This is a genomic window from Paraburkholderia sp. MM5477-R1 (genome assembly GCF_050436385.1).
GTDB lineage: Bacteria > Pseudomonadota > Gammaproteobacteria > Burkholderiales > Burkholderiaceae > Paraburkholderia > Paraburkholderia tuberum.
Window position 1 is genome coordinate 1,438,865 of the sequence record NZ_JBNDMC010000007.1, and the last position, 18,752, is coordinate 1,457,616.

General features: G+C 64.3%; 14 protein-coding genes and 1 pseudogene. 9 read left to right on the forward strand and 6 right to left on the reverse strand.

From position 1 onward, the window contains the following. The first annotated feature begins 186 nt into the window (after positions 1 to 186). From OKW35_RS35495 to OKW35_RS35530, 8 genes and pseudogenes are all read left to right on the forward strand, one after another. Entirely contained in the window at positions 187 to 1,230 is a 1,044-nt protein-coding gene (locus OKW35_RS35495; RefSeq protein ID WP_429405648.1) for a LacI family DNA-binding transcriptional regulator, read from the forward strand. 86 nt (positions 1,231 to 1,316) lie between these two features. Beyond that, positions 1,317 to 2,246 carry a ribokinase gene (gene rbsK, locus OKW35_RS35500; protein WP_429554490.1) on the forward strand — a complete coding sequence of 310 codons (930 nt, stop codon included), beginning with the start codon at positions 1,317 to 1,319 and terminating at the stop codon, positions 2,244 to 2,246. A gap of 357 nt (positions 2,247 to 2,603) precedes the next feature. After that, positions 2,604 to 4,400, forward strand: a complete 1,797-nt coding sequence (locus OKW35_RS35505) for a methyl-accepting chemotaxis protein (protein ID WP_429554491.1) — start codon at positions 2,604 to 2,606, stop codon at positions 4,398 to 4,400. A 367-nt stretch (positions 4,401 to 4,767) separates the two neighbouring features. Then, a complete protein-coding gene (locus tag OKW35_RS35510) occupies positions 4,768 to 5,529 on the forward strand; it encodes a 2-keto-4-pentenoate hydratase (RefSeq protein WP_187610538.1) in 762 nt (253 codons plus the stop codon). 583 nt (positions 5,530 to 6,112) lie between these two features. Continuing rightward, positions 6,113 to 8,037: pseudogene (locus OKW35_RS35515) on the forward strand (PrkA family serine protein kinase). A gap of 162 nt (positions 8,038 to 8,199) precedes the next feature. Next, positions 8,200 to 9,471, forward strand: coding sequence for a YeaH/YhbH family protein (locus OKW35_RS35520; RefSeq protein WP_184022725.1), 1,272 nt, complete (start codon positions 8,200 to 8,202; stop codon positions 9,469 to 9,471). Positions 9,472 to 9,715: 244 nt separating this feature from the next. Beyond that, positions 9,716 to 11,239: a SpoVR family protein gene (locus OKW35_RS35525; protein WP_429554492.1), complete on the forward strand. Its 1,524-nt coding sequence runs from the start codon at positions 9,716 to 9,718 to the stop codon at positions 11,237 to 11,239. A gap of 256 nt (positions 11,240 to 11,495) precedes the next feature. Then, a complete protein-coding gene (locus tag OKW35_RS35530; RefSeq protein ID WP_429554493.1) occupies positions 11,496 to 12,803 on the forward strand; it encodes an MFS family transporter in 1,308 nt (435 codons plus the stop codon). A gap of 103 nt (positions 12,804 to 12,906) precedes the next feature. Here OKW35_RS35530 and OKW35_RS35535 read toward each other — a convergent pair whose 3' ends face one another. The 5 genes from OKW35_RS35535 to OKW35_RS35555 all read right to left on the reverse strand — a co-directional run bounded on the left by OKW35_RS35535 (position 12,907) and on the right by OKW35_RS35555 (position 17,049). Further along, complete coding sequence (locus tag OKW35_RS35535; RefSeq protein WP_429554494.1) at positions 12,907 to 14,100, reverse strand: glycosyltransferase family 2 protein; 1,194 nt, start codon at positions 14,098 to 14,100, stop codon at positions 12,907 to 12,909. An 11-nt stretch (positions 14,101 to 14,111) separates the two neighbouring features. Further along, positions 14,112 to 14,309, reverse strand: a complete 198-nt coding sequence (locus OKW35_RS35540; protein WP_429554495.1) for a hypothetical protein — start codon at positions 14,307 to 14,309, stop codon at positions 14,112 to 14,114. Between the two features lie 13 nt (positions 14,310 to 14,322). After that, positions 14,323 to 14,550 carry a hypothetical protein gene (locus OKW35_RS35545; protein WP_429554496.1) on the reverse strand — a complete coding sequence of 76 codons (228 nt, stop codon included), beginning with the start codon at positions 14,548 to 14,550 and terminating at the stop codon, positions 14,323 to 14,325. Between the two features lie 77 nt (positions 14,551 to 14,627). Then, positions 14,628 to 15,557: a LysR family transcriptional regulator gene (locus OKW35_RS35550; protein ID WP_429554497.1), complete on the reverse strand. Its 930-nt coding sequence runs from the start codon at positions 15,555 to 15,557 to the stop codon at positions 14,628 to 14,630. 94 nt (positions 15,558 to 15,651) lie between these two features. Beyond that, positions 15,652 to 17,049 (reverse strand): DHA2 family efflux MFS transporter permease subunit, encoded by a 1,398-nt coding sequence (locus tag OKW35_RS35555; RefSeq protein WP_429555113.1) that lies wholly within the window; start codon positions 17,047 to 17,049, stop codon positions 15,652 to 15,654. A gap of 151 nt (positions 17,050 to 17,200) precedes the next feature. Between OKW35_RS35555 and OKW35_RS35560 the strand changes: the two genes are divergently transcribed. Beyond that, entirely contained in the window at positions 17,201 to 18,061 is an 861-nt protein-coding gene (locus tag OKW35_RS35560; RefSeq protein WP_429554498.1) for a LysR family transcriptional regulator, read from the forward strand. A gap of 42 nt (positions 18,062 to 18,103) precedes the next feature. On the opposite strand, the gene OKW35_RS35565 is transcribed toward OKW35_RS35560, so the two are convergent. After that, positions 18,104 to 18,541, reverse strand: coding sequence for a carboxymuconolactone decarboxylase family protein (locus tag OKW35_RS35565; RefSeq protein WP_429554499.1), 438 nt, complete (start codon positions 18,539 to 18,541; stop codon positions 18,104 to 18,106). Positions 18,542 to 18,752 lie beyond the last annotated feature (211 nt).

Genomic DNA, 18,752 nt, shown 5'->3' on the forward strand with positions numbered 1-18,752 from the left:
TCGACCGCGATGAAACTGCATGGGACCGGAGTAAGCGCTAAAGCGCCAACTCCGATCGACCGCGATGAAACTGCATGGGACCGGAGTAAGCGCTAAAGCGCTAACTCCGATCGACCGCGATGAAACTGCATGGGATCGGAGTAAGCGCTAAAGCGCTAACTCCGATCGACAGGAGAGCAACAGGTTATGACGACGATCAAGGATGTAGCGGCGGTGGCGGGCGTGTCGTTCACGACGGTATCGCACGTCGTGAACAACTCGCGGCCGGTGTCGGCCGATGTGCGCGCGAAAGTCGAGCACGCGATCCGTCAACTGCACTATGTGCCGTCGGCGGTCGCGCGCTCGCTGAAGTCGCGCGCGACCGCGACGATCGGACTGGTGGTGCCGAACAGCACGAACCCGTATTTCGCGGAGCTCGCGCGCGGCATCGAGGACGGCTGCGCGCGCAATGGCTACTGCGTGTTCTTCTGCAACTCCGACGATGACCCCGCTAAGCAGCGCAACTATCTGCGCGTGCTGCAGGAAAAACGCATCGACGGGTTGATCGTCGCGTCGGCCGGCGACGACGCCGTGCTCGCGCAGGCGCTCGCCGACGCGCGCGAGCCGCTCGTGGTAGTGGACCGCAACATCGAGGGTGTCAGCGCGGACCTCGTGCAGATCGATCATGAGAAGGGCGCGTATCTGGCCACCCGGCATCTGCTCGAGCTCGGGCATGTGCGGATCGGTTGCATCACGGGGCCGGTGCAGACAGCGGTCAGCGCGATGCGGGTGCACGGCTTCATTCGCGCGATGGCCGAACGTGGCATCGAGATTCCGGCCGATGCGATCGTCGAAAGCGATTTTTCGGGGACGGGCGGACATCGCGCGGCCGCGCAGCTGTTCGATACGGTCAGGCCGTCGGCGATTTTCGCGGGCAACGACATGATGGGCATCGGCGCGTTGCGCGCGGCGGCGGAGCGCAATATCAGCGTGCCGCGCGATTGCTCGATCATCGGTTTCGACGATATCGAGCTGGGCCGCTTCACGTTCCCGTCGCTGTCGACGGTCGGACAGTCGGTGCGCGCACTTGGCGACACGGCCGCGCAGACGCTGATCGACCGGATCGCCGAGGCGTCGTCGAACCGCACCGCGCGGGCGCCTGCGCGCCGCCGCGTGGTGTCGCCGCGGCTGATCGTGCGGGAGTCCACCGCGACATGGGCGGGCGAGGAACGGCGGGATCTGGCGGCCTGATGCGCCGGATCAAGGACGCATGAGGGGCGCTCGAAGGACGCGCGCGCAATAGCGACGCGACCCGTCGCGCAACGGAGGACACTCGAGTGGCAAGCAACCCAACGCGCGCACGCGTCACGGTGGTCGGTAGTCTGAACATGGACCTCGTGGTGCGTTCGCCACGCCTGCCCCAACCGGGCGAGACGCTGGCCGGCCACGGCTTCGCGCAGGTCGCGGGCGGCAAGGGCGGCAACCAGGCGGTCGCGGCCGCGCGGCTCGGCGCGCAGGTGTCGATGCTCGGCTGCGTCGGTGCCGATGCGAATGGCGCGCAGCTGCGCGCGGGCCTCGAAGCGGAGCGCATCGACTGCGCCGCGCTCGAAACCGGCAGGGAGCCGAGCGGTGTGGCGCTGATCGTCGTCGACGATGCGAGCCAGAACACGATCGTGATCGTCGCGGGCAGCAACGGCGAGGTCACGCCGGCCACCATCGCGCGACACGAAGCGACGCTCGCCGCCGCCGCCGTCGTGGTCTGTCAGCTCGAAACCCCGCCCGAATCGGTGCGCGCGGCGCTGGCGGCGGCGCGGCGGCTCGGCAAGACCGTGATCCTGAATCCGGCGCCCGCCACCGGCCCGTTGCCGGCCGACTGGCTGCCGCTGATCGACTACCTGATTCCGAACGAACTCGAAGCCGCCGCGCTGAGCGGTCTGCCCGTCGACTCGCCCGAGGACGCCGCACGGGCCGCCGCCGCATTGCGCGCGGCCGGCGCACGCAACGTGCTGGTCACGCTCGGTGCGCGGGGCGTGCATGCGTCGCTCGAAGGCGCGGCCGCGACGCTGTACGACGCGCCGCGCGTCGAGGCGGTCGACACGACCGCGGCCGGCGACACCTTCATCGGCGGCTTCGCGGCGCAGCTCGCGCAGGGCGCGAGCGTCGATGCGGCGATCCGCTTCGCGCAGCGCGCCGCCGCGCTATCGGTGACGCGCGCGGGCGCACAGCCATCGATTCCGACGCGCTCCGAGGTCGACGCATCGGACTGACGCCGCGGCGGCATTGGCACCGCGCACGCTGCCTGATCGAACTGTCCTGCCACCGCTTAGGGCGACTCCGAACGGCTCGCATCTCCACCCATTCCCGCCGCCAAACCGTCAAAAATCGTGCTTTGACGAATATCGCCGCGTTTCCCTGCGCGCCGCGAACACACTCATTTCCAGTCAACTTGCTTTCAACGTCTTACAACGTCTTTGTTCATACCTTTTAAATGCTTCAAGTCTATGAGTGCGCTGCCGTAAACGGAAATTAGAGCGCTCTTTCAAAAAAGCGCCGGACCCAACACACGCCGCCCCCACGCTGCGTAGGCAGCAGCCTCTCATTGAGCAAAGCACACAGGACCCAGCATGTTGAATAAAGGCATCACGATCAAGGCGCGAATTGGCCTCACGATGGCGTTCCTCGCCGCGTTGCTGGTTGCGATCGGCGTTTTCGGTCTGTTCGGCATGAGCCGTTCGAACGACGCCTATGAGGACACGTTCACCAACGCGATGCCGGGCGCGGTGAACATCGGCAACGCGGAAATCTACGCGGCGCGCGAACGACTCGCGCTCGACCGCGCCGCGTTCCTCGTCGGCACACCGGAAGCGGCCACCACCATCGAGCGCGGGCGCATGCTCGGGGGCACGTCCGACATGTGGTGGAAAAAATATCTCGATCTGCCACGCAACGCGGACGAAGACCGGCTTGCGCAGGACGTCGCCGCGAAGCGCAACGCGCTGCATCAGCAACTCGAAACGTTCGCGGTGGCGATCACGGCGAACGATCAGGGCAAGCTGGTCGAGCACGCGAAGAATCTGCAGGTCGTCTTCAACGACCTCGTCGGCGCCGACGACGCACTGCGCAAATACCAGTTCGATTCGGCCAGGGAGGGCTTCGACTCCGCGCAGAGCAGTTTCCAGACGTTCCGCGTGGTCAGCATCGGCGCGCTGGTGGTCGGCGTGCTGGCGGCGGCGCTGTCGTATCTGACGCTGAGCCGCTCGATCGCGCGTCCGCTCGACGAAGCGCTCGGCCACTTCGATGCGATTGCGGCCGGCGATCTGCGTCGTCCGGTGATCGCGACATCGCGCGACGAAATGGGGCAACTGCTCGAAGGAATCGCCAGAATGCAGCGCAGCCTCACCGAAACGGTGCGCAGCGTGCGCGGCGGTAGCGAGTCGATCGCGACCGCGACGCGCCAGATCGCGGCGGGCAACATCGACCTGTCGTCGCGGACCGAGGAGCAGGCGTCGGCGCTGCAGGAAACCGCCTCGAGCATGGAGCAGCTGACCGGCACGGTGCGGCAGAATGCCGACAACGCGCGCCAGGCGAGCGCGCTCGCGGCCAACGCGTCCGAGATCGCCAACAAGGGTAGCGCGGTGGTCGGCCAGGTGGTCGGCACGATGGGCGACATCAACCAGAGCTCGGCGAAGATCGCCGACATCATCTCGATCATCGAAGGCATTGCCTTCCAGACCAACATCCTCGCCTTGAACGCAGCCGTCGAGGCGGCGCGCGCCGGCGAGGAGGGGCGCGGCTTCGCGGTCGTCGCGGGCGAAGTGCGCAGCCTCGCGCAGCGTTCGTCGGCGGCGGCCAAGGAGATCAAGGAGCTGATCGATACGTCGGTCGAGCGCGTGCAGTCGGGCTCGGCGCTCGTCGACGAGGCCGGCCGCACGATGAGCGAAATCATCGGCGCGGTGCAGCGCGTGACCGACATCATGGGCGAGATCGCAGCGGCGTCGGAGGAGCAGAGCGGTGGCATCGACCAGGTCGCGCGCGCGGTCACGCAGATGGACGAGGTCACGCAGCAGAATGCGGCGCTCGTCGAGGAAGCGGCCGCCGCCGCGTCGTCGCTCGAAGAGCAGGCGGCGCGGCTGCGCACCGCGGTCGCGGTGTTCCAGGTCGACGACAGCGGCCGTGGCGGTCACGAAGCGGCGTCGGCGCTTGCGGCGCCGAAGCGCCCGGTGTCCACGCGCCCGGTAGCTACATGCGCACGCAAGCTCGCGCCGGCTACCGCGCAGGCGGCGTTGCCGGCGAAGACATCGAACCCGGCCGGGGGCGCTGTCGCGCCGCAGGTAGCGGCCGCGTCCACGCCCACGCCCACGCGCGCGCCGGCCAGGTCCGCGGCGACGGCCGGCAGCGACCAGGATTGGGAGACCTTCTGAGCTGGCTCGGATCAGGTGTACATGGGCGGCGGCGCTGTCGTGCGTCAGGTGAGTCGAGACGCGACGTTCGGCGCAACAGCCGTTCGCGTTCCCGTTCGCTAGCTGTCCGGCATCCGCGTCGCACCCGCGACGATCGCTTCGCGAAAAGCCGCGCCTGGACACCCCATGCGCGGTTTTTTTCAGCTGCGGCAAGAATTAACGTTTGCGCGCCGCCGCCTTTCACCGGCGCGTGTCGCGATCCGGTACATTGACGGGCACGGCCCCGATCCGTTTGCGCGGCGCGCGGCTGCCCGCACCTCCAACAGGTGGTTCCCACATATTGCTACGTCCTGCGAACCCTGCCATGCGCCAGCCACAAAGAACCGACATGACGCGATACGATCTTGCGCAACGCCTCGTCGAGGCACGCCGGCAGCGCCGGCCGATCGACGCGCCCGCACCCGACAGCCTGCCGCCCGACGCGGCGACCGCCTACGCGATCCAGCAGGCGGTGATCGAGGGCCTCGGCGAGTCGACCGGCGCTTGGAAGATCGGCGCGAAGTCGCCGGGCGGCGCCGCGTCGGGCGCACCGATTCCGGCCTCGCTGGTGATGCCGTCGCCAGCGAGGCTCGCGCATGACGGCTTCTTTCGCGTGCTGGTGGAGCTCGAGATCGCGTTCCGCTTCGACGTGACGATCGAGCCGCGCGCTCAGGCGTATGCGCGCGACGAGGTACTGTCGAAGGTCGGCGCCGTGCTGCCGGCCATCGAGATCGTCGACAGCCGTTTCGCCGAATGGCCGAACGTCGCGCCGCTCGCGCAGTTGGCCGACGCGCAGAACAACGGCGCGCTGATCACCGGCCATCCGGCCGTCTATGCGAGCCTCGCGCGCGGCTTCGACTTCGTGTCGCCGGAACTGGAGCTGAGTTTCAACGGCCGCTCGCTGATACCGGAAGTGACCGGCAATCCGGCAGGCGATCCGCGCGAGCTGCTCGTGTGGTTCGTCAACCATTGCGCGGCGATGGGCATCACGATCGAGCGCAACTGGACCTTGACCACCGGTTCATACGTCGGCGCGCACAAGATCGACGAACCCGGCATCGTGCGTGGTCATATCGACGGATTGGGTGAAGTGGAAATTGAACTGACCTGATCGATGCTGCGGCGCTTGTAACCGCAAATTACAACGCTTGATTCCAAACGGCTGCCCGCGTGCAGCCGTTTTTATTTTGGCGAATTTGAAACGGTGGCAGTCTTTGAATCGTCCACCTGTTCGAATGCATTTGTTGCAACTTCGCCGCTTCCACACCTATGAGAGCGCCGCGAGCTCATCACGTGCATGCTTCTTGTGACGAAGTGTGCGTGCGCAGACAGCCGCATTTTGGTGGACGGTCGACGGTGCGGGTACGGGATGTGCAATAGCAACGCGGTGACTTGACGCGATGAAGCGGTCCGGCGAAGTCCTGCAGGAGCACTGAATAGCGATGCGGTGCTGAAGAAAGTAGCGATACAGCGGTGCAGCAGATGATGTGACTGGTTGCTGCGTGAGCAAAAAAATTGTAGGTGGTCGAATCTCTGTTTCCAAGTGAGGATTGTAGCGGTGGCGGTTACGGCGCGATTTTCGCAACGTAGTCCGTGAAAAAAAATTTAAAAGGGTTTAGGATGAATTCGAGCGATGTCGTTTCCGAATAGCGCGCCGCGCACGACATCGCCCCAGACTTCGGCGAGGAGGTAGCATGGATATCTACAGCAGTTTCGCGACCCGCTTCGAGAAAACACGGGAGGACGAACTCTCGCTCGAGGAGTATCTCGCGCTCTGCAAAGACAATCCCGCCGCGTACGCCACTGCGGGCGAACGCATGTTGACGGCAATCGGAGAACCGGAACAGATCGACACTCGCAACGATCCGCGTTTATCGCGTATCTTCGCGAACAAGGTCATCAAGGTATACCCCGCATTCCGTGAATTCTACGGAATGGAAGAGGTGATCGAGCAGGTGGTCGCCTACTTCCGGCATTCGGCCCAGGGGCTCGAAGAAAAGAAGCAGATCCTGTATCTGTTAGGACCGGTCGGCGGCGGCAAGTCGTCGATCGCGGAACGTCTGAAGCAATTGATGGAACGCGTGCCGTTCTATGCGATCAAGGGCTCGCCCGTCAACGAATCGCCGCTCGGTCTGTTCGACTACGAGGAAGACGGTCCGATCCTCGAAGAGCAATATGGCATTCCTCGTCGCTACCTGCGAGGCATTCTGAGTCCGTGGGCGGTCAAGCGCCTGCACGAGTACAACGGCGACATCCGCAAGTTCCGCGTGGTGCGCCGCTATCCGTCGATCCTTCGCCAGATCGCTATCTCGAAGACCGAACCGGGCGACGAGAACAATCAGGACATTTCGTCGCTGGTCGGCAAGGTCGACATCCGCAAGCTCGAACAGTACGCGCAGGACGATGCCGACGCGTACAGCTACTCGGGCGGCCTGTGCCTCGCCAATCAGGGCCTGCTCGAGTTCGTCGAAATGTTCAAGGCGCCGATCAAGGTGTTGCACCCGCTGCTCACGGCGACCCAGGAAGGCAACTTCAAGGGCACGGAAGGCTTCGGCGCGATTCCGTTCGACGGCATCATCCTCGCTCACTCGAACGAGTCGGAATGGAAGGCATTCCGCAACAACCGTAACAACGAGGCACTGCTCGACCGGATCTTCGTCGTCAAGGTGCCGTACTGCCTGCGCTATAGCGAAGAGGTCAAGATCTACGAGAAGCTGCTGCGCAACTCGTCGCGCTCGCCAGCGCGGTCTGCGCGCCGGGCACGCTGAAGATGATGGGGCAGTTGTCCGTGCTCACGCGTTTGCACGAGCCGGAGAACTCGAGCCTGTTCTCAAAGATGCAGGTCTACGACGGCGAGAATCTGAAGGACACGGACCCGAAGGCGAAGTCGTATCAGGAGTATCGCGACTTCGGGGGCGTCGACGAAGGCATGACCGGCGTGTCGACCCGCTTCGCGTTCAAGATTCTGTCGCGCGTGTTCAACTTCGACTCGACCGAGGTCGCGGCCAATCCGGTGCATCTGATGTACGTGCTCGAACAGCAGATCGAACGCGAGCAGTTCCCGCCGGAAACCGAGCAGAAGTATCTGTCCTTCATCAAGGACGTGCTCGCGTCGCGCTATGCGGAGTTCATCGGCAAGGAGATTCAGACCGCGTACCTGGAGTCGTACTCCGAGTACGGTCAGAACATCTTCGACCGCTATGTCACGTACGCGGACTTCTGGATCCAGGATCAGGAGTTCCGCGACCACGACACCGGCGAAAGCTTCGACCGTGCCGCGTTGAACGCCGAGCTGGAGAAGATCGAGAAGCCCGCGGGCATCAGCAATCCGAAGGACTTCCGCAACGAGATCGTGAATTTCGTGCTGCGTGCGCGGGCTGCGAATGCGGGCAAGAACCCCGCGTGGATCAGCTACGAGAAGCTGCGCGTCGTGATCGAAAAGAAGATGTTCTCGAACACGGAAGAGCTGTTGCCGGTGATCTCGTTCAACGCGAAAGGCTCGGCCGAAGAGCAGCGCAAGCATGAAGACTTTGTCAATCGCATGGTGGCGAAGGGCTATACGCCGAAGCAGGTGCGCTTGCTGTGCGACTGGTATCTGCGCGTGCGCAAGTCGTCATGATGCGCGCATGATACTCATGGTGTGCCGCCCGTACGGTCCGACCGTACGGGCAACCGGCGAGGCGCAAGCCGCATAGCATTGCACTGCGCGGCGGGCGTCTCGCGCACCCGAAATATTAGTGCGGCCGCAGGGAATCGCGGTTGCATGGACGGGAGACCGGGCGTGCTTCATCAAATCATCGACCGCAGGTTGGCAGGCAAGAACAAGAGTATTGCGAACCGTGAGCGCTTTTTGCGCCGCGTCAAAAACTATATTCGTCGTGCCGTTTCGGAGGCAGTGCGCGATCGCAGCATCAAGGACATCCAGAACACCCAGAGCATCACCATTCCGCGCAAGGACATCGCGGAGCCGTCGTTCCGTCATGGACCGGGCGGCCGGCGCGAGATGGTGCATCCCGGCAACTCGGACTACATCCGCGGCGACAAGATCCAGCGCCCGCAAGGCGGCGGTGGTGGGGGCGGAGGCAGTCAGGCCAGCAACGAGGGCGAGGGTCAGGACGACTTCGTGTTCGAGCTGAGCCGCGAAGAGTTCATGCAGTATTTCTTCGACGACCTCGAACTGCCGCGTCTCGTCAAGACCCATCTGATGGCCGTGCCGACGTGGAAAAGCGTCCGCGCGGGCTGGGCCGCGGAGGGCACGCCAAACAATATCGACGTGGTGCGCTCGTTGCGTAGCGCGCTCGGCCGGCGCATCGCGCTCGGCGCGCCGCTCGTCAACCAGCTGCACGAAATGGAGCGGCAGCTGGAAGAGTTGAAGGCCGATCCCGCCGATCGCCGCGACGAGATCAAGCTGCTCGAGGACGATATCCACCATCTGAAAGGACGCATCTGGCGGATCCCGTTCATCGATCCGTTCGATCTGCGCTACGTGAATCGCGTGAAGCAGCCCACGCCGTCGAGCCAGGCGGTGATGTTCTGCCTGATGGACGTGTCCGGTTCGATGGACGAGCAGCGCAAGGATCTCGCGAAGCGCTTCTTCATCCTGCTGTACCTGTTCCTGAAGCGTAACTACGAGCGCATCGAAGTCGTGTTCATCCGCCACCACACGCGCGCCGAGGAAGTCGACGAAGACACGTTCTTCCACTCGACCGAAAGCGGCGGTACCGTGGTGTCGAGCGCGCTCGAACTGATGCGCAAGGTGATGGACGAGCGCTACTCGCCGACTGAATGGAACATTTACGGCGCCCAGGCGTCCGACGGCGACAACTGGACCGACGACTCGCCGAAGTGCCGCAAAATACTCTCGGATGACATCCTGGAGAAGGTGCGGTATTTTGCGTATATTCAGGTGACGCCCGAAGAGCAGAATCTGTGGCTCGAATACGCGCAACTGGCGCTGTCGCAACCGCACATGGCGATGAAGAAGGTCGAAACCGCGGCCGATATTTATCCGGTGTTTCGCGAGCTGTTCGAGAAGCAGGCGGCGACTTCTTGATGGGATGCTGGTGGCGCACGAAGCGCCTGAACGACGAAGCGCGCGGCGATTCGTACGACAAGGGGTGACCCAGGGGCGACCCGCCGAATGATCGCGCCGCAGCGCAACAAAGGCGTGCCGCAGCGACAGTCGGGGCATGCCGAGGCAGGAGCGGCCAGCACGGGAGCCGCTCACGCCGGAGCAGTCCGCGATGCTGCAGCACGGGACACACCGGAACGCCCAACGAGGGCAAAGGGAAGTCCGTATGAACGTAGCCGATAGACGGCCTCTGCCGTGCCCGTCCGACTGGACCTTCGAATTGATCGAAGAGTACGACTCGCATATTGCCCGTGTTGCGGAGCAATACGAGCTCGACGTATATCCGATCCAGCTCGAACTCATCAGCGCCGAACAGATGATGGATGCCTATGCGTCCGTCGGCATGCCGGTGAACTACCGTCACTGGTCGTTCGGCAAACATTTCCTTGCTACCGAAAAAAGCTATCGCCGCGGCCAGATGGGGCTCGCGTACGAAATCGTCATCAATTCGAACCCCTGCATCGCCTATCTGATGGAAGAGAACACGATGACGATGCAGGCGCTCGTCATCGCGCATGCGGCCTACGGTCACAACTCGTTCTTCAAGGGCAACTATCTGTTCGGCTTATGGACGGACGCGCACGCGATCATCGACTACCTCGTCTACGCGAAAAACTACATCGCGGAATGCGAGGAGCGCTATGGGCTCGATCGCGTCGAGGAATTGCTCGACTCGTGCCACGCGCTGATGAATTACGGCGTGGACCGCTACAAGCGGCCGCAGAAGCTGTCGCTCCAGAAGGAGTTCGCCGCGCGTCGCGAACGTGAGGCGTATCTGCAGTCGCAGGTCAACGAGTTGTGGCGCACATTGCCCACGCGCCATACGCCGCTGCCCGAAGAGGTCGAGGGGCGCTATCCGCCCGAGCCGCAGGAAAACCTGCTGTATTTCGCGGAGAAAAACGCGCCGCTGCTCGAAGCGTGGGAGCGCGAGGTGATCCGGATCGTGCGCAAGATCGGTCAGTACTTCTATCCGCAGCGGCAGACCCAGGTGATGAACGAAGGCTGGGCGACGTTCTGGCACTACACGCTGCTCAATACGATGTACAACCAGGGCAAGCTCGAAGACGGCTTCATGATGGAGTTTCTCCATTCACACAGCAACGTCGTCTATCAGCCGCCGGTCACGAAGCCGTATTACAGCGGCATCAATCCGTATGCGCTGGGCTTTTCGATGATGAGCGATATCCGGCGCATCTGCGAAGCGCCGACCGACGAAGACCGCAGGTGGTTTCCGAATCTGGCCGGCAGTCCGTGGCTGCCCGCGATGCACTACGCGATGCGCAACTTCAAGGACGAGAGCTTCATCGCGCAGTATCTGTCGCCGCATCTGATCCGCGAAATGCGCCTGTTCTCGGTGCTCGACGACGACATGCGCGACGCGCTCGAAGTGTCGGCGATTCACGACGATAGCGGCTACCAGTACGTGCGCCAGGCGTTGTCGCGGCAGTACGACATGCATCACCGCGAGCCGAACATTCAGGTGTGGGCCGTCAATACACGCGGCGATCGCAGCCTGACGTTGAGGCATTTCATGAGCGACAACCGGCACCTGTCGTCGGATAGCGAGGAGGTGCTCAAGCACATGGCGCGCTTGTGGCAGTTCGACGTGTACCTCGAGAGCGTCGACGAAAACGGTACCGTCAGAAAACGCTATGACTGCCGGTATATGCCGCCGTCCGTGAGAATATGAGCGCCGCCTGACTCCCGCCTGAGCGGTTCGTGTCGCCCGTCAAGCCCCTGCCAGTCCCCAACTGGCAGGGGCTTTGTTCTATTGGTGCGCAAATCCGGCCGACCCAGGGCTTTCATCAGGCCATGCTGACAAAAAACCTTCCTGTGCTTTCATTTATGTAAAATTCGCGCACCCGCGGCGGCCGCTCAGGCTGGGCGCGCGACATCAAGGCGGCACCACGACCGTCCTCCTCGTTTAAATAAGGAAAGACACCAGCATGAACGACCAAACCGAACAATACGTCGTGGCCTCGGCGCACGACACGCGGCGCCGCATTTTTGCAATCGTCGGCGCTTCATCGGGCAATCTCGTCGAGTGGTTCGACTTCTATGTGTATTCGTTCACGGCGCTTTACTTCGCGCCGTCGTTCTTCCCGAGCGGCAACACGACCACGCAGTTGCTGAACACGGCCGGCGTGTTCGCCGCGGGCTTCCTGATGCGGCCGATTGGCGGCTGGTTCTTCGGGCGGCTCGCCGACAAACGTGGTCGCCGCACCGCGATGATGGTGTCGGTATTCATGATGTGCGGCGGCTCGCTGGTGATCGCGATGCTGCCCACCTACGCGCAGATCGGCGCGCTCGCGCCGGCGTTGCTGCTGCTCGCGCGGCTGTTGCAGGGGCTGTCGGTGGGCGGCGAATACGGCACCAGCGCGACCTATATGAGCGAAGTCGCGTTGAAGGGCCGGCGTGGCTTTTTCGCGTCGTTCCAGTATGTGACGCTGATCGGCGGCCAACTGTGCGCGCTGCTCGTGCTCGTGACCCTGCAACAGACGCTGACGACCGAAGAGCTGAAGGCGTGGGGCTGGCGTGTGCCGTTCGTGATTGGCGCCTTCGCCGCGTTGATCGCACTCTATCTGCGTAAATCCCTTGATGAAACCACCACCGCGGCGATGCGCCAGCGCAAGGAAGCGGGCACGCTGCGCGGGCTGTGGGAGCACAAGACCGCATTCATGACGGTGCTCGGCTTCACGGCCGGCGGCTCGCTGATCTTCTATACGTTCACCACCTACATGCAAAAGTACCTGGTCAACACGGCCGGCATGCACGCGAAGACCGCGAGCTCGGTGATGACCGCCGCGTTGTTCGTCTACATGCTGATGCAGCCGGCGTTCGGCGCGTTGTCGGACCGCATCGGGCGGCGCCGCTCGATGCTGTGTTTCGGCCTGTTCGCGACCCTCGGCACGGTGCCGCTGCTGCATGCGCTGAAAGACGTGACGAGCCCGTATGCGGCCTTCGCGTTGGTCGTGGTGGCGCTCGCGATCGTCAGCTTCTATACGTCGATCAGCGGCCTGATCAAGGCGGAAATGTTTCCACCGCAAGTGCGTGCGCTTGGCGTAGGGCTGTCGTATGCGCTCGCCAATGCGATCTTCGGCGGCTCGGCGGAATATGTCGCGCTGTGGCTGAAGTCCGCCGGTGTCGAGACGATGTTCTTCTGGTACGTGACGGCGCTGTGTGCACTCGCGGGTATCGTGTCGCTGCGCATGCCCGATCCCTCGTCGGAAGGGTATCTGCGGCACGAGCCGTGAACCGCTAGTCGGACACGGCGAAACGTCGTGCCGCGATGGCAGCGTTCAGGCGGCGGTCCAGGGCAACCGGGCCGCCGTTTTTCATGGCATCGACGTTTGCGCGTCAATCCGCAAGCGAGGAGCAGCGCGCTTCGCTTAATTGACGACGATCCGTGTCCCCCATGCATGCAGCAGGTCGCACAAGCTCTCGGCCTGTTCCATCGTCGACGAACTCATCGACCCTCGCGGCCTCATTCACCGTGGCCGCGCCAACCGCCGCGACCGTCGCCATCGAAGGCGTTGCCGCTACGCCGGCGACAGCATCGGCCGCGGCGCGCGGCATCGGCAGACGGCCACGCCAGGCCGCGCGCGCCAGCATCAGCAGATGGTAGTAAAGCCGCGCGCTAAAGCCGTAGTTGTAGGCGAACAGATGCGCGCGCGCGATGCGCCAGCCCGCGCGCGCCTCGCCGTTGCTCGCGTGAATCGACACCACGATCGGTGCGAGCCGCCGCAGCGCCTGCCGCCGCGACGGTTCGAGCGGCGCCGGCAGACGCAGCGACTTCACGAACGCATAGGCGCTCAACGTTGCGGCCATGCTCGTGCCGCGCGTGCTGTGCGAGACCGACGTCGCGGTCTTCCGATACACCGACACATAGTCGTGCAGATAAAACACCTCTCGCGCGGCCAGGCATAGCTCGGTGCCGAACACGTAGTCGCAGCAGACGCCATACCGCGCGTCGTAGCCGACCCGCTTGACGAGCCGCGCGTCGGCCATCCAGCCATTGTTCGGAAACATCTGGATCAGGCCGGTGCGGCCCGCGAGCGGCTGGAGACCCTCGCGGGCCTCAGTGCGCCGGAACGCCTCGTTCAGGCGCGCGCTCGCGGCGAGATCGATCGCGCCGTCGTGATCCGCTTCGTATTGCGCACCGAATGCCGCATCGAGCCGCGGATAGCGCTGCCATAGCGACACGAGCTTGTCGACGGCGTCGCTCGTCAGCAGATCGTCGTCGTGGATCAGCAGGATCTTGTCGCCGCGCGCCCGCTCGAACAGGCTCGACACATTGCGCGCCTGGCCAAGCGGCGGCTCGTGCTTCTCGTAGCGCACGCGCGGCTCGTCGCGGTAACGCTGCAAGATCAGTTGCCGCGAGCGCGCGTCCGTCGAATCGTCGCCAATCACGATTTCGACATGCGGATAGCTTTGCGCGAGGCACGAGTCGACACATTCGATCAGCAGGTCGGGACGATTGCAGGTGGGCACGCAGATGGACACATGGGCGAGCGCCGCACGGGCGAGGGGAGAACTTGACGCGTTGGACATGATGACGCCTTTTATCGATCGGAAGCGGCAAAAACCGGCGGAAAGCGGCAGCCGGTTCGCAGGGCGCACACCTTGCTGCAAGCAGCAAAATAGTCCAAGGCGTCAAAAAAATATTCGGTAAAAATGAGGAAGAAATGTTTGCTTACAGAAAGGTGCTGGAAGGGAAAAGTGATGCGGCCCGGGTGCGCGACGCAGCCAGGGCCGCTCATAGGTTCTATTTTTTCAACCGACTGACGGTTCGCCCTCGCCGGGCTTTTTGCCCGGACGGTCCGCCGGAGACTGCTTATGACCTTCGTCGTGGCGCTCGGGCATCTTGCTCTTCGCGTTGTCGCTATGCACGGCGCGGTGCGGATGCGCGAAATCCTCGGTCTGGGCGCTGGCCTCGCTTTTCGATTCGTTGTCGGCCGCACTGTTTGCTTCGCCTTGGGATTTTTCCGTCGTTTTGCTCATCGCTGCTCTCCTGGAGGGAAGACAAGCCTCCGACAGCAAGACGCGGACCCGGGCGGGAGCAAACAGACGTTGCGCGCTCAGGCACCCGCGTGGCGCGGCCTGCCGCCCGTCAGCGACATGATGAAGTCGAGAAACACGCGCACCTTGGCCGGCGGATGGTGCCGTGACGGATACAGCGCATACAGCGGGTACACCTCGTCGCCCCAATCCGGAAAGAGCTCGATCAGCTTGCCGCTCGCAAGCAGCGACTCCGCGCCGAGCGCGAGAATCTGCGCGATGCCCTGGCCCGCGATGCATACGCTATGCAGCGTGCCGACGTCGTTGACGGTCAGCCGCCCCTGCGGCGTCAGCGCGAGCTGCTTGCGGCCGCGATGGAATTCCCAGCTGAACGGATAACCGGTGAGCGGATCGCGAAACTTGATGCAGATATGCCGGCCGTCTTCGAGCTCGCCCGGATTCGCCGGCTTGCCATGCTTCTTCAGATACGACGGCGCCGCGACGGTCAGGATGCGCGTATCGAGCAGCTTGCGGGCGACGAGCGTCGACACCGGCGGGTCGCCGAAGCGGATCGCGACATCGAAGCCGTCCCCGACCATGTCGCCCAACTGGTCGCGCGTGACGAGTTCGAGCTGCAGGTCCGGATGTTTGTCGATGAAGCCGCCGAGGCGCGGCCCGAGCACGAGCCGCGAAAAGAACGGGTCCATGTTGACGCGCAGACGCCCGCGCACCGCGGTCGCGCCGTGCGCGGCGGAGGCGGCCGCTTCCTCGAGTCCGCCGAGCAGCGGCACGATCTGCTCGTAGAAACGCCGGCCTTCGTCGGTCAGCGTGACCGAGCGCGTGGTGCGGTCGAACAGACGAATGCCGAGGCGTGCTTCGAGCCGGGCGACCGAGCGGCTTACGCCCGATTGCGACATGTCGAGCGCTTCACCGGCGGCCGCGAAACTGCCGCAATCGACGATCGCAGTCAGGACGCCCATGCCGTTCAGCACGCGCTCATCGAATGGCATCGGGGCTCCCTGCCTGGTAGCCATGGATGCCCGACATGCTAACGCCAAGACCTTTCGAATGCATGCGCCGGCACGCGATGAAACGCGTCGCGTCTCAACGCCCCGCGCTCGGCGCAGCCTGGCCGCGAATCACGCGCGTGCCCGACGGGTCGTCGAGGTGGCGAAAGATCCACGCGGACACGAGCGTGATCGCGCCGACGCACACGAATGCGAGCCGGAAGCCGAGCGCCGCCGACCATTGCGCCGCGAACAGATTGACGAGCCCGCCGCCGATCGACACGCCAAGCCCGATCGCAAGCATCTGCACCATCGAGAACAGGCTATTGCCCATGCCGGCGTCTTCGTGCGACAGGTCCTTCAGCGTGACACTGTTCATCGCCGCGAACTGCATCGAGTTGGCCGCGCCGAACACCGCGAGGATCGCGATTTCGATCACGAGCGGTGTGCCGAGCGAAATCAGCGAGAACGCGACGATCGCCGAGCCGACGATGACCGTGTTGACGAGCAGGAACGTGTCGTAGCCGTAGCGGTGCACGAGCGGCGCGATCCAGCGCTTCGCGAGCGTGCCGGCGAGTGCCGCGGGCAGCATCATCAGACCCGAGTGCAGCGGCGAGTAGCCGAGCTGCAATTGCAGCAGCAGCGGCACGAGGAACGGCACCGCGCTCGAACCGACCCGGCATACGAGGTTGCCGATCAGGCCGACGCTGAAGTTCGGCTCGCCGAACAGCGACAGCTTGAACAGCGGATCGCGGCGGTTTCTGGCGTACGGAATGTAGGCGAGCGCGCTGGCGACGGCCAACGCGAACAGCCCCGCCGACCACGCCGCGCGATGCGAGGGGACCGGCGCGTCGATCGCGAGCGAAAACGCGATCATGCACGACGACAGCAGGGCGCAGCCGATCACATCGAACGGCGGCGCCTGCGCCTCGTCATGCGACGGCAGAAAGCGATGCACCGCGTACAGACCGAGCGCGCCGATCGGCACGTTGATCAGAAAGATCCAGTGCCACGTGATCGCCTGCACGAACCAGCCGCCGAGCGTTGGCCCGGCGATCGGGCCGAGCTGCCCCGCGATCGATATGAACGCGAGCGCCGACACGTATTGCTCGCCCGACACGCTGCGCAGCACCGCGAGGCGTCCGATCGGCAGCAGCATCGAGCCGCCGAGGCCTTGCAGCACGCGCGCCGTCACGAGCTGGCCGAGCGTGTGCGCGCTCGAGCAGCAGATCGAGCCGAGCACGAACACGAGAATGGCGGCGAAATAGACGCGGCGGGTGCCGAAGCGGTCGGCAAGCCAGCCGGAGGCGGGCGTCAGCATCGCCATCGTCAGCGTGTAGGCGACGACGACCGGTTGCATCGCGAGCGGCGCGACGCGCAGGCTGTTCGCGATCGACGGCAGCGCGGTGTTGACGATCGTCGTGTCCAGCGACTGCATGAAGAAGCCGGCGGCGACGATCCATAGTAGGGCGGTTTGAGAGGAATCCTTGGTCATGTTTTCGACAGCGGGCGCGGCGGCGGCAAAGCGCCGCCAGAGCGGGGCCAGGGGGAATTCCGTCATCTTATTGACATCCTCGTCAATCGGGAACCCCACTAAGCCCGCTGACTGTTATCGACAATGCCGATAAGCAGCGCGACAATCACGCATGCTCAATCCAATCTGGCTCAAGACCTTCTCGACCGTCGCGGCTTGCCATAGCTTCACCGAAGCGGGGCGGCGGCTCGACCTGACACAGTCGAGCGTCAGCGAACATATCCGGCGCCTCGAACAGAGCGTGGGCCGGCGCCTGTTCCTGCGCGACACCCATTCGCTCGCGATGACACCCGACGGCGAAGCGATGCTCGCGCATGCGAGCGTGATCCTGCAGGCGCTGTCGCGCGCGGAATCGCAGTTTCGCGCGCCGCGTCTGAAGGGGCGCGTGCGGCTCGGCTCGTCGGACGACATCGCGCTCGGCCCGCTCCCCACCGTGCTCGCGGCGTTTCGCAACGCGCATCCCGACGTCGAACTGGAAATCACTATCGGCATGACGGGCAGGCTCTACGAGTTGCTCGACGCGGGCGCGATCGATCTGCTGGTCGGCAAGCGCCGGCTCGGTGACCGGCGCGGCGTGGCGCTTTTCACCGGGCGTCTCGAATGGCTCGCGCGGACCGGCACGCTCGTCGATCTGGGTCAGCCGCTGCCGCTGATTCTGGTCGCCGAGCCGAGCGTGACGCGCGCGGTCGTGCTCGATGCGCTCGCCGAAGCCGGCGCGAGCTGGCAGATCGTCTGCACGAGCAGCAGTCATTCCGGCTGTATCGCGGCCGCGCGCGGCGGACTCGGCATCACCGTGCGGCCGCAGTATCTGACCGCGCGCGGCCTCGCGCCGCCGTTGAATGCGGCCGGACTGCCGACGCTGCCGTCGGTGGAATTCATCGCGCTGGCGGCGAAGCGCTTGAGTCGCCCGGCGGGCACGCTGCTGCAGTTGCTGCATGACAGCGACCTGCGCGGGTCGTGGATCGGGGAGTGAGGCGGGGCAGTGCGTCGCCTCATGCTGCCGTCATGCCGAGGCTCAGGCCGGCATCTTCCGGAACGAGATCGCGAAGCGGTTCCATGCATTGATCGCCGAGACGAGCAGCGTCAGGTCGACCAGTTCCTCGTCGCTGAAATGCGGCCGCACCGCCTGCCATACCGCGTCGGGCACATGATCGTGCGACACCAGCGTGAGCGCTTCGGTCCACTCGAGCGCCGCGCGTCCGCGGTCCGTGAAGAACGGCGTTTCGCGCCACACGACGACGGTCGCGAGACGCCGCTCGGTTTCGCCGCCCTTGCGTGCGTCCGCCGTATGCATATCGACGCAATACGCGCAGCCGTTGATCTGCGACGCGCGCAACCGCACCAGTTCGGTCAGCGATTTTTCGAGCGACGATTTGCCGATGCGCTCTTCGACGCCGAGCAGCGATTTGATCGCGGCGGGATTGGCTTTGTAGAAGTCGAGACGTTGTTCCATGATGGGCTCCTGGGCGGGTTTGACGATGCGATGCATCGGACAGGTGTTAGCTTAGTCCGTCGTTTGGATCATAAGAATGGCCGATTCCAGGTATTTTCAGGTAGCCACTTTCGGGCGTTGAGCGGGCACGCCCAGCACCCTTACCGTCGACGATGGCATCGTTGCCGCGTGCGGGCCGATTCGGTATGGTGGGTCATCGACGCTTCCATTG

What these genes read in the sequence shown, in the direction of transcription:
- OKW35_RS35495 (WP_429405648.1), top strand. Translation starts at nt 187, where the DNA reads ATGACGACGATCAAGGATGTAGCGGCGGTGGCGGGCGTGTCGTTCACG.
- OKW35_RS35505 (WP_429554491.1), top strand. Translation starts at nt 2,604, where the DNA reads ATGTTGAATAAAGGCATCACGATCAAGGCGCGAATTGGCCTCACGATG.
- OKW35_RS35510 (WP_187610538.1), top strand. Translation starts at nt 4,768, where the DNA reads ATGACGCGATACGATCTTGCGCAACGCCTCGTCGAGGCACGCCGGCAG.
- OKW35_RS35525 (WP_429554492.1), top strand. Translation starts at nt 9,716, where the DNA reads ATGAACGTAGCCGATAGACGGCCTCTGCCGTGCCCGTCCGACTGGACC.
- OKW35_RS35530 (WP_429554493.1), top strand. Translation starts at nt 11,496, where the DNA reads ATGAACGACCAAACCGAACAATACGTCGTGGCCTCGGCGCACGACACG.
- OKW35_RS35535 (WP_429554494.1), bottom strand. Translation starts at nt 14,100, where the DNA reads ATGTCCAACGCGTCAAGTTCTCCCCTCGCCCGTGCGGCGCTCGCCCAT.
- OKW35_RS35540 (WP_429554495.1), bottom strand. Translation starts at nt 14,309, where the DNA reads ATGAGCGGCCCTGGCTGCGTCGCGCACCCGGGCCGCATCACTTTTCCC.
- OKW35_RS35545 (WP_429554496.1), bottom strand. Translation starts at nt 14,550, where the DNA reads ATGAGCAAAACGACGGAAAAATCCCAAGGCGAAGCAAACAGTGCGGCC.
- OKW35_RS35550 (WP_429554497.1), bottom strand. Translation starts at nt 15,557, where the DNA reads ATGCCATTCGATGAGCGCGTGCTGAACGGCATGGGCGTCCTGACTGCG.
- OKW35_RS35555 (WP_429555113.1), bottom strand. Translation starts at nt 17,049, where the DNA reads ATGACCAAGGATTCCTCTCAAACCGCCCTACTATGGATCGTCGCCGCC.
- OKW35_RS35560 (WP_429554498.1), top strand. Translation starts at nt 17,201, where the DNA reads ATGCTCAATCCAATCTGGCTCAAGACCTTCTCGACCGTCGCGGCTTGC.
- OKW35_RS35565 (WP_429554499.1), bottom strand. Translation starts at nt 18,541, where the DNA reads ATGGAACAACGTCTCGACTTCTACAAAGCCAATCCCGCCGCGATCAAA.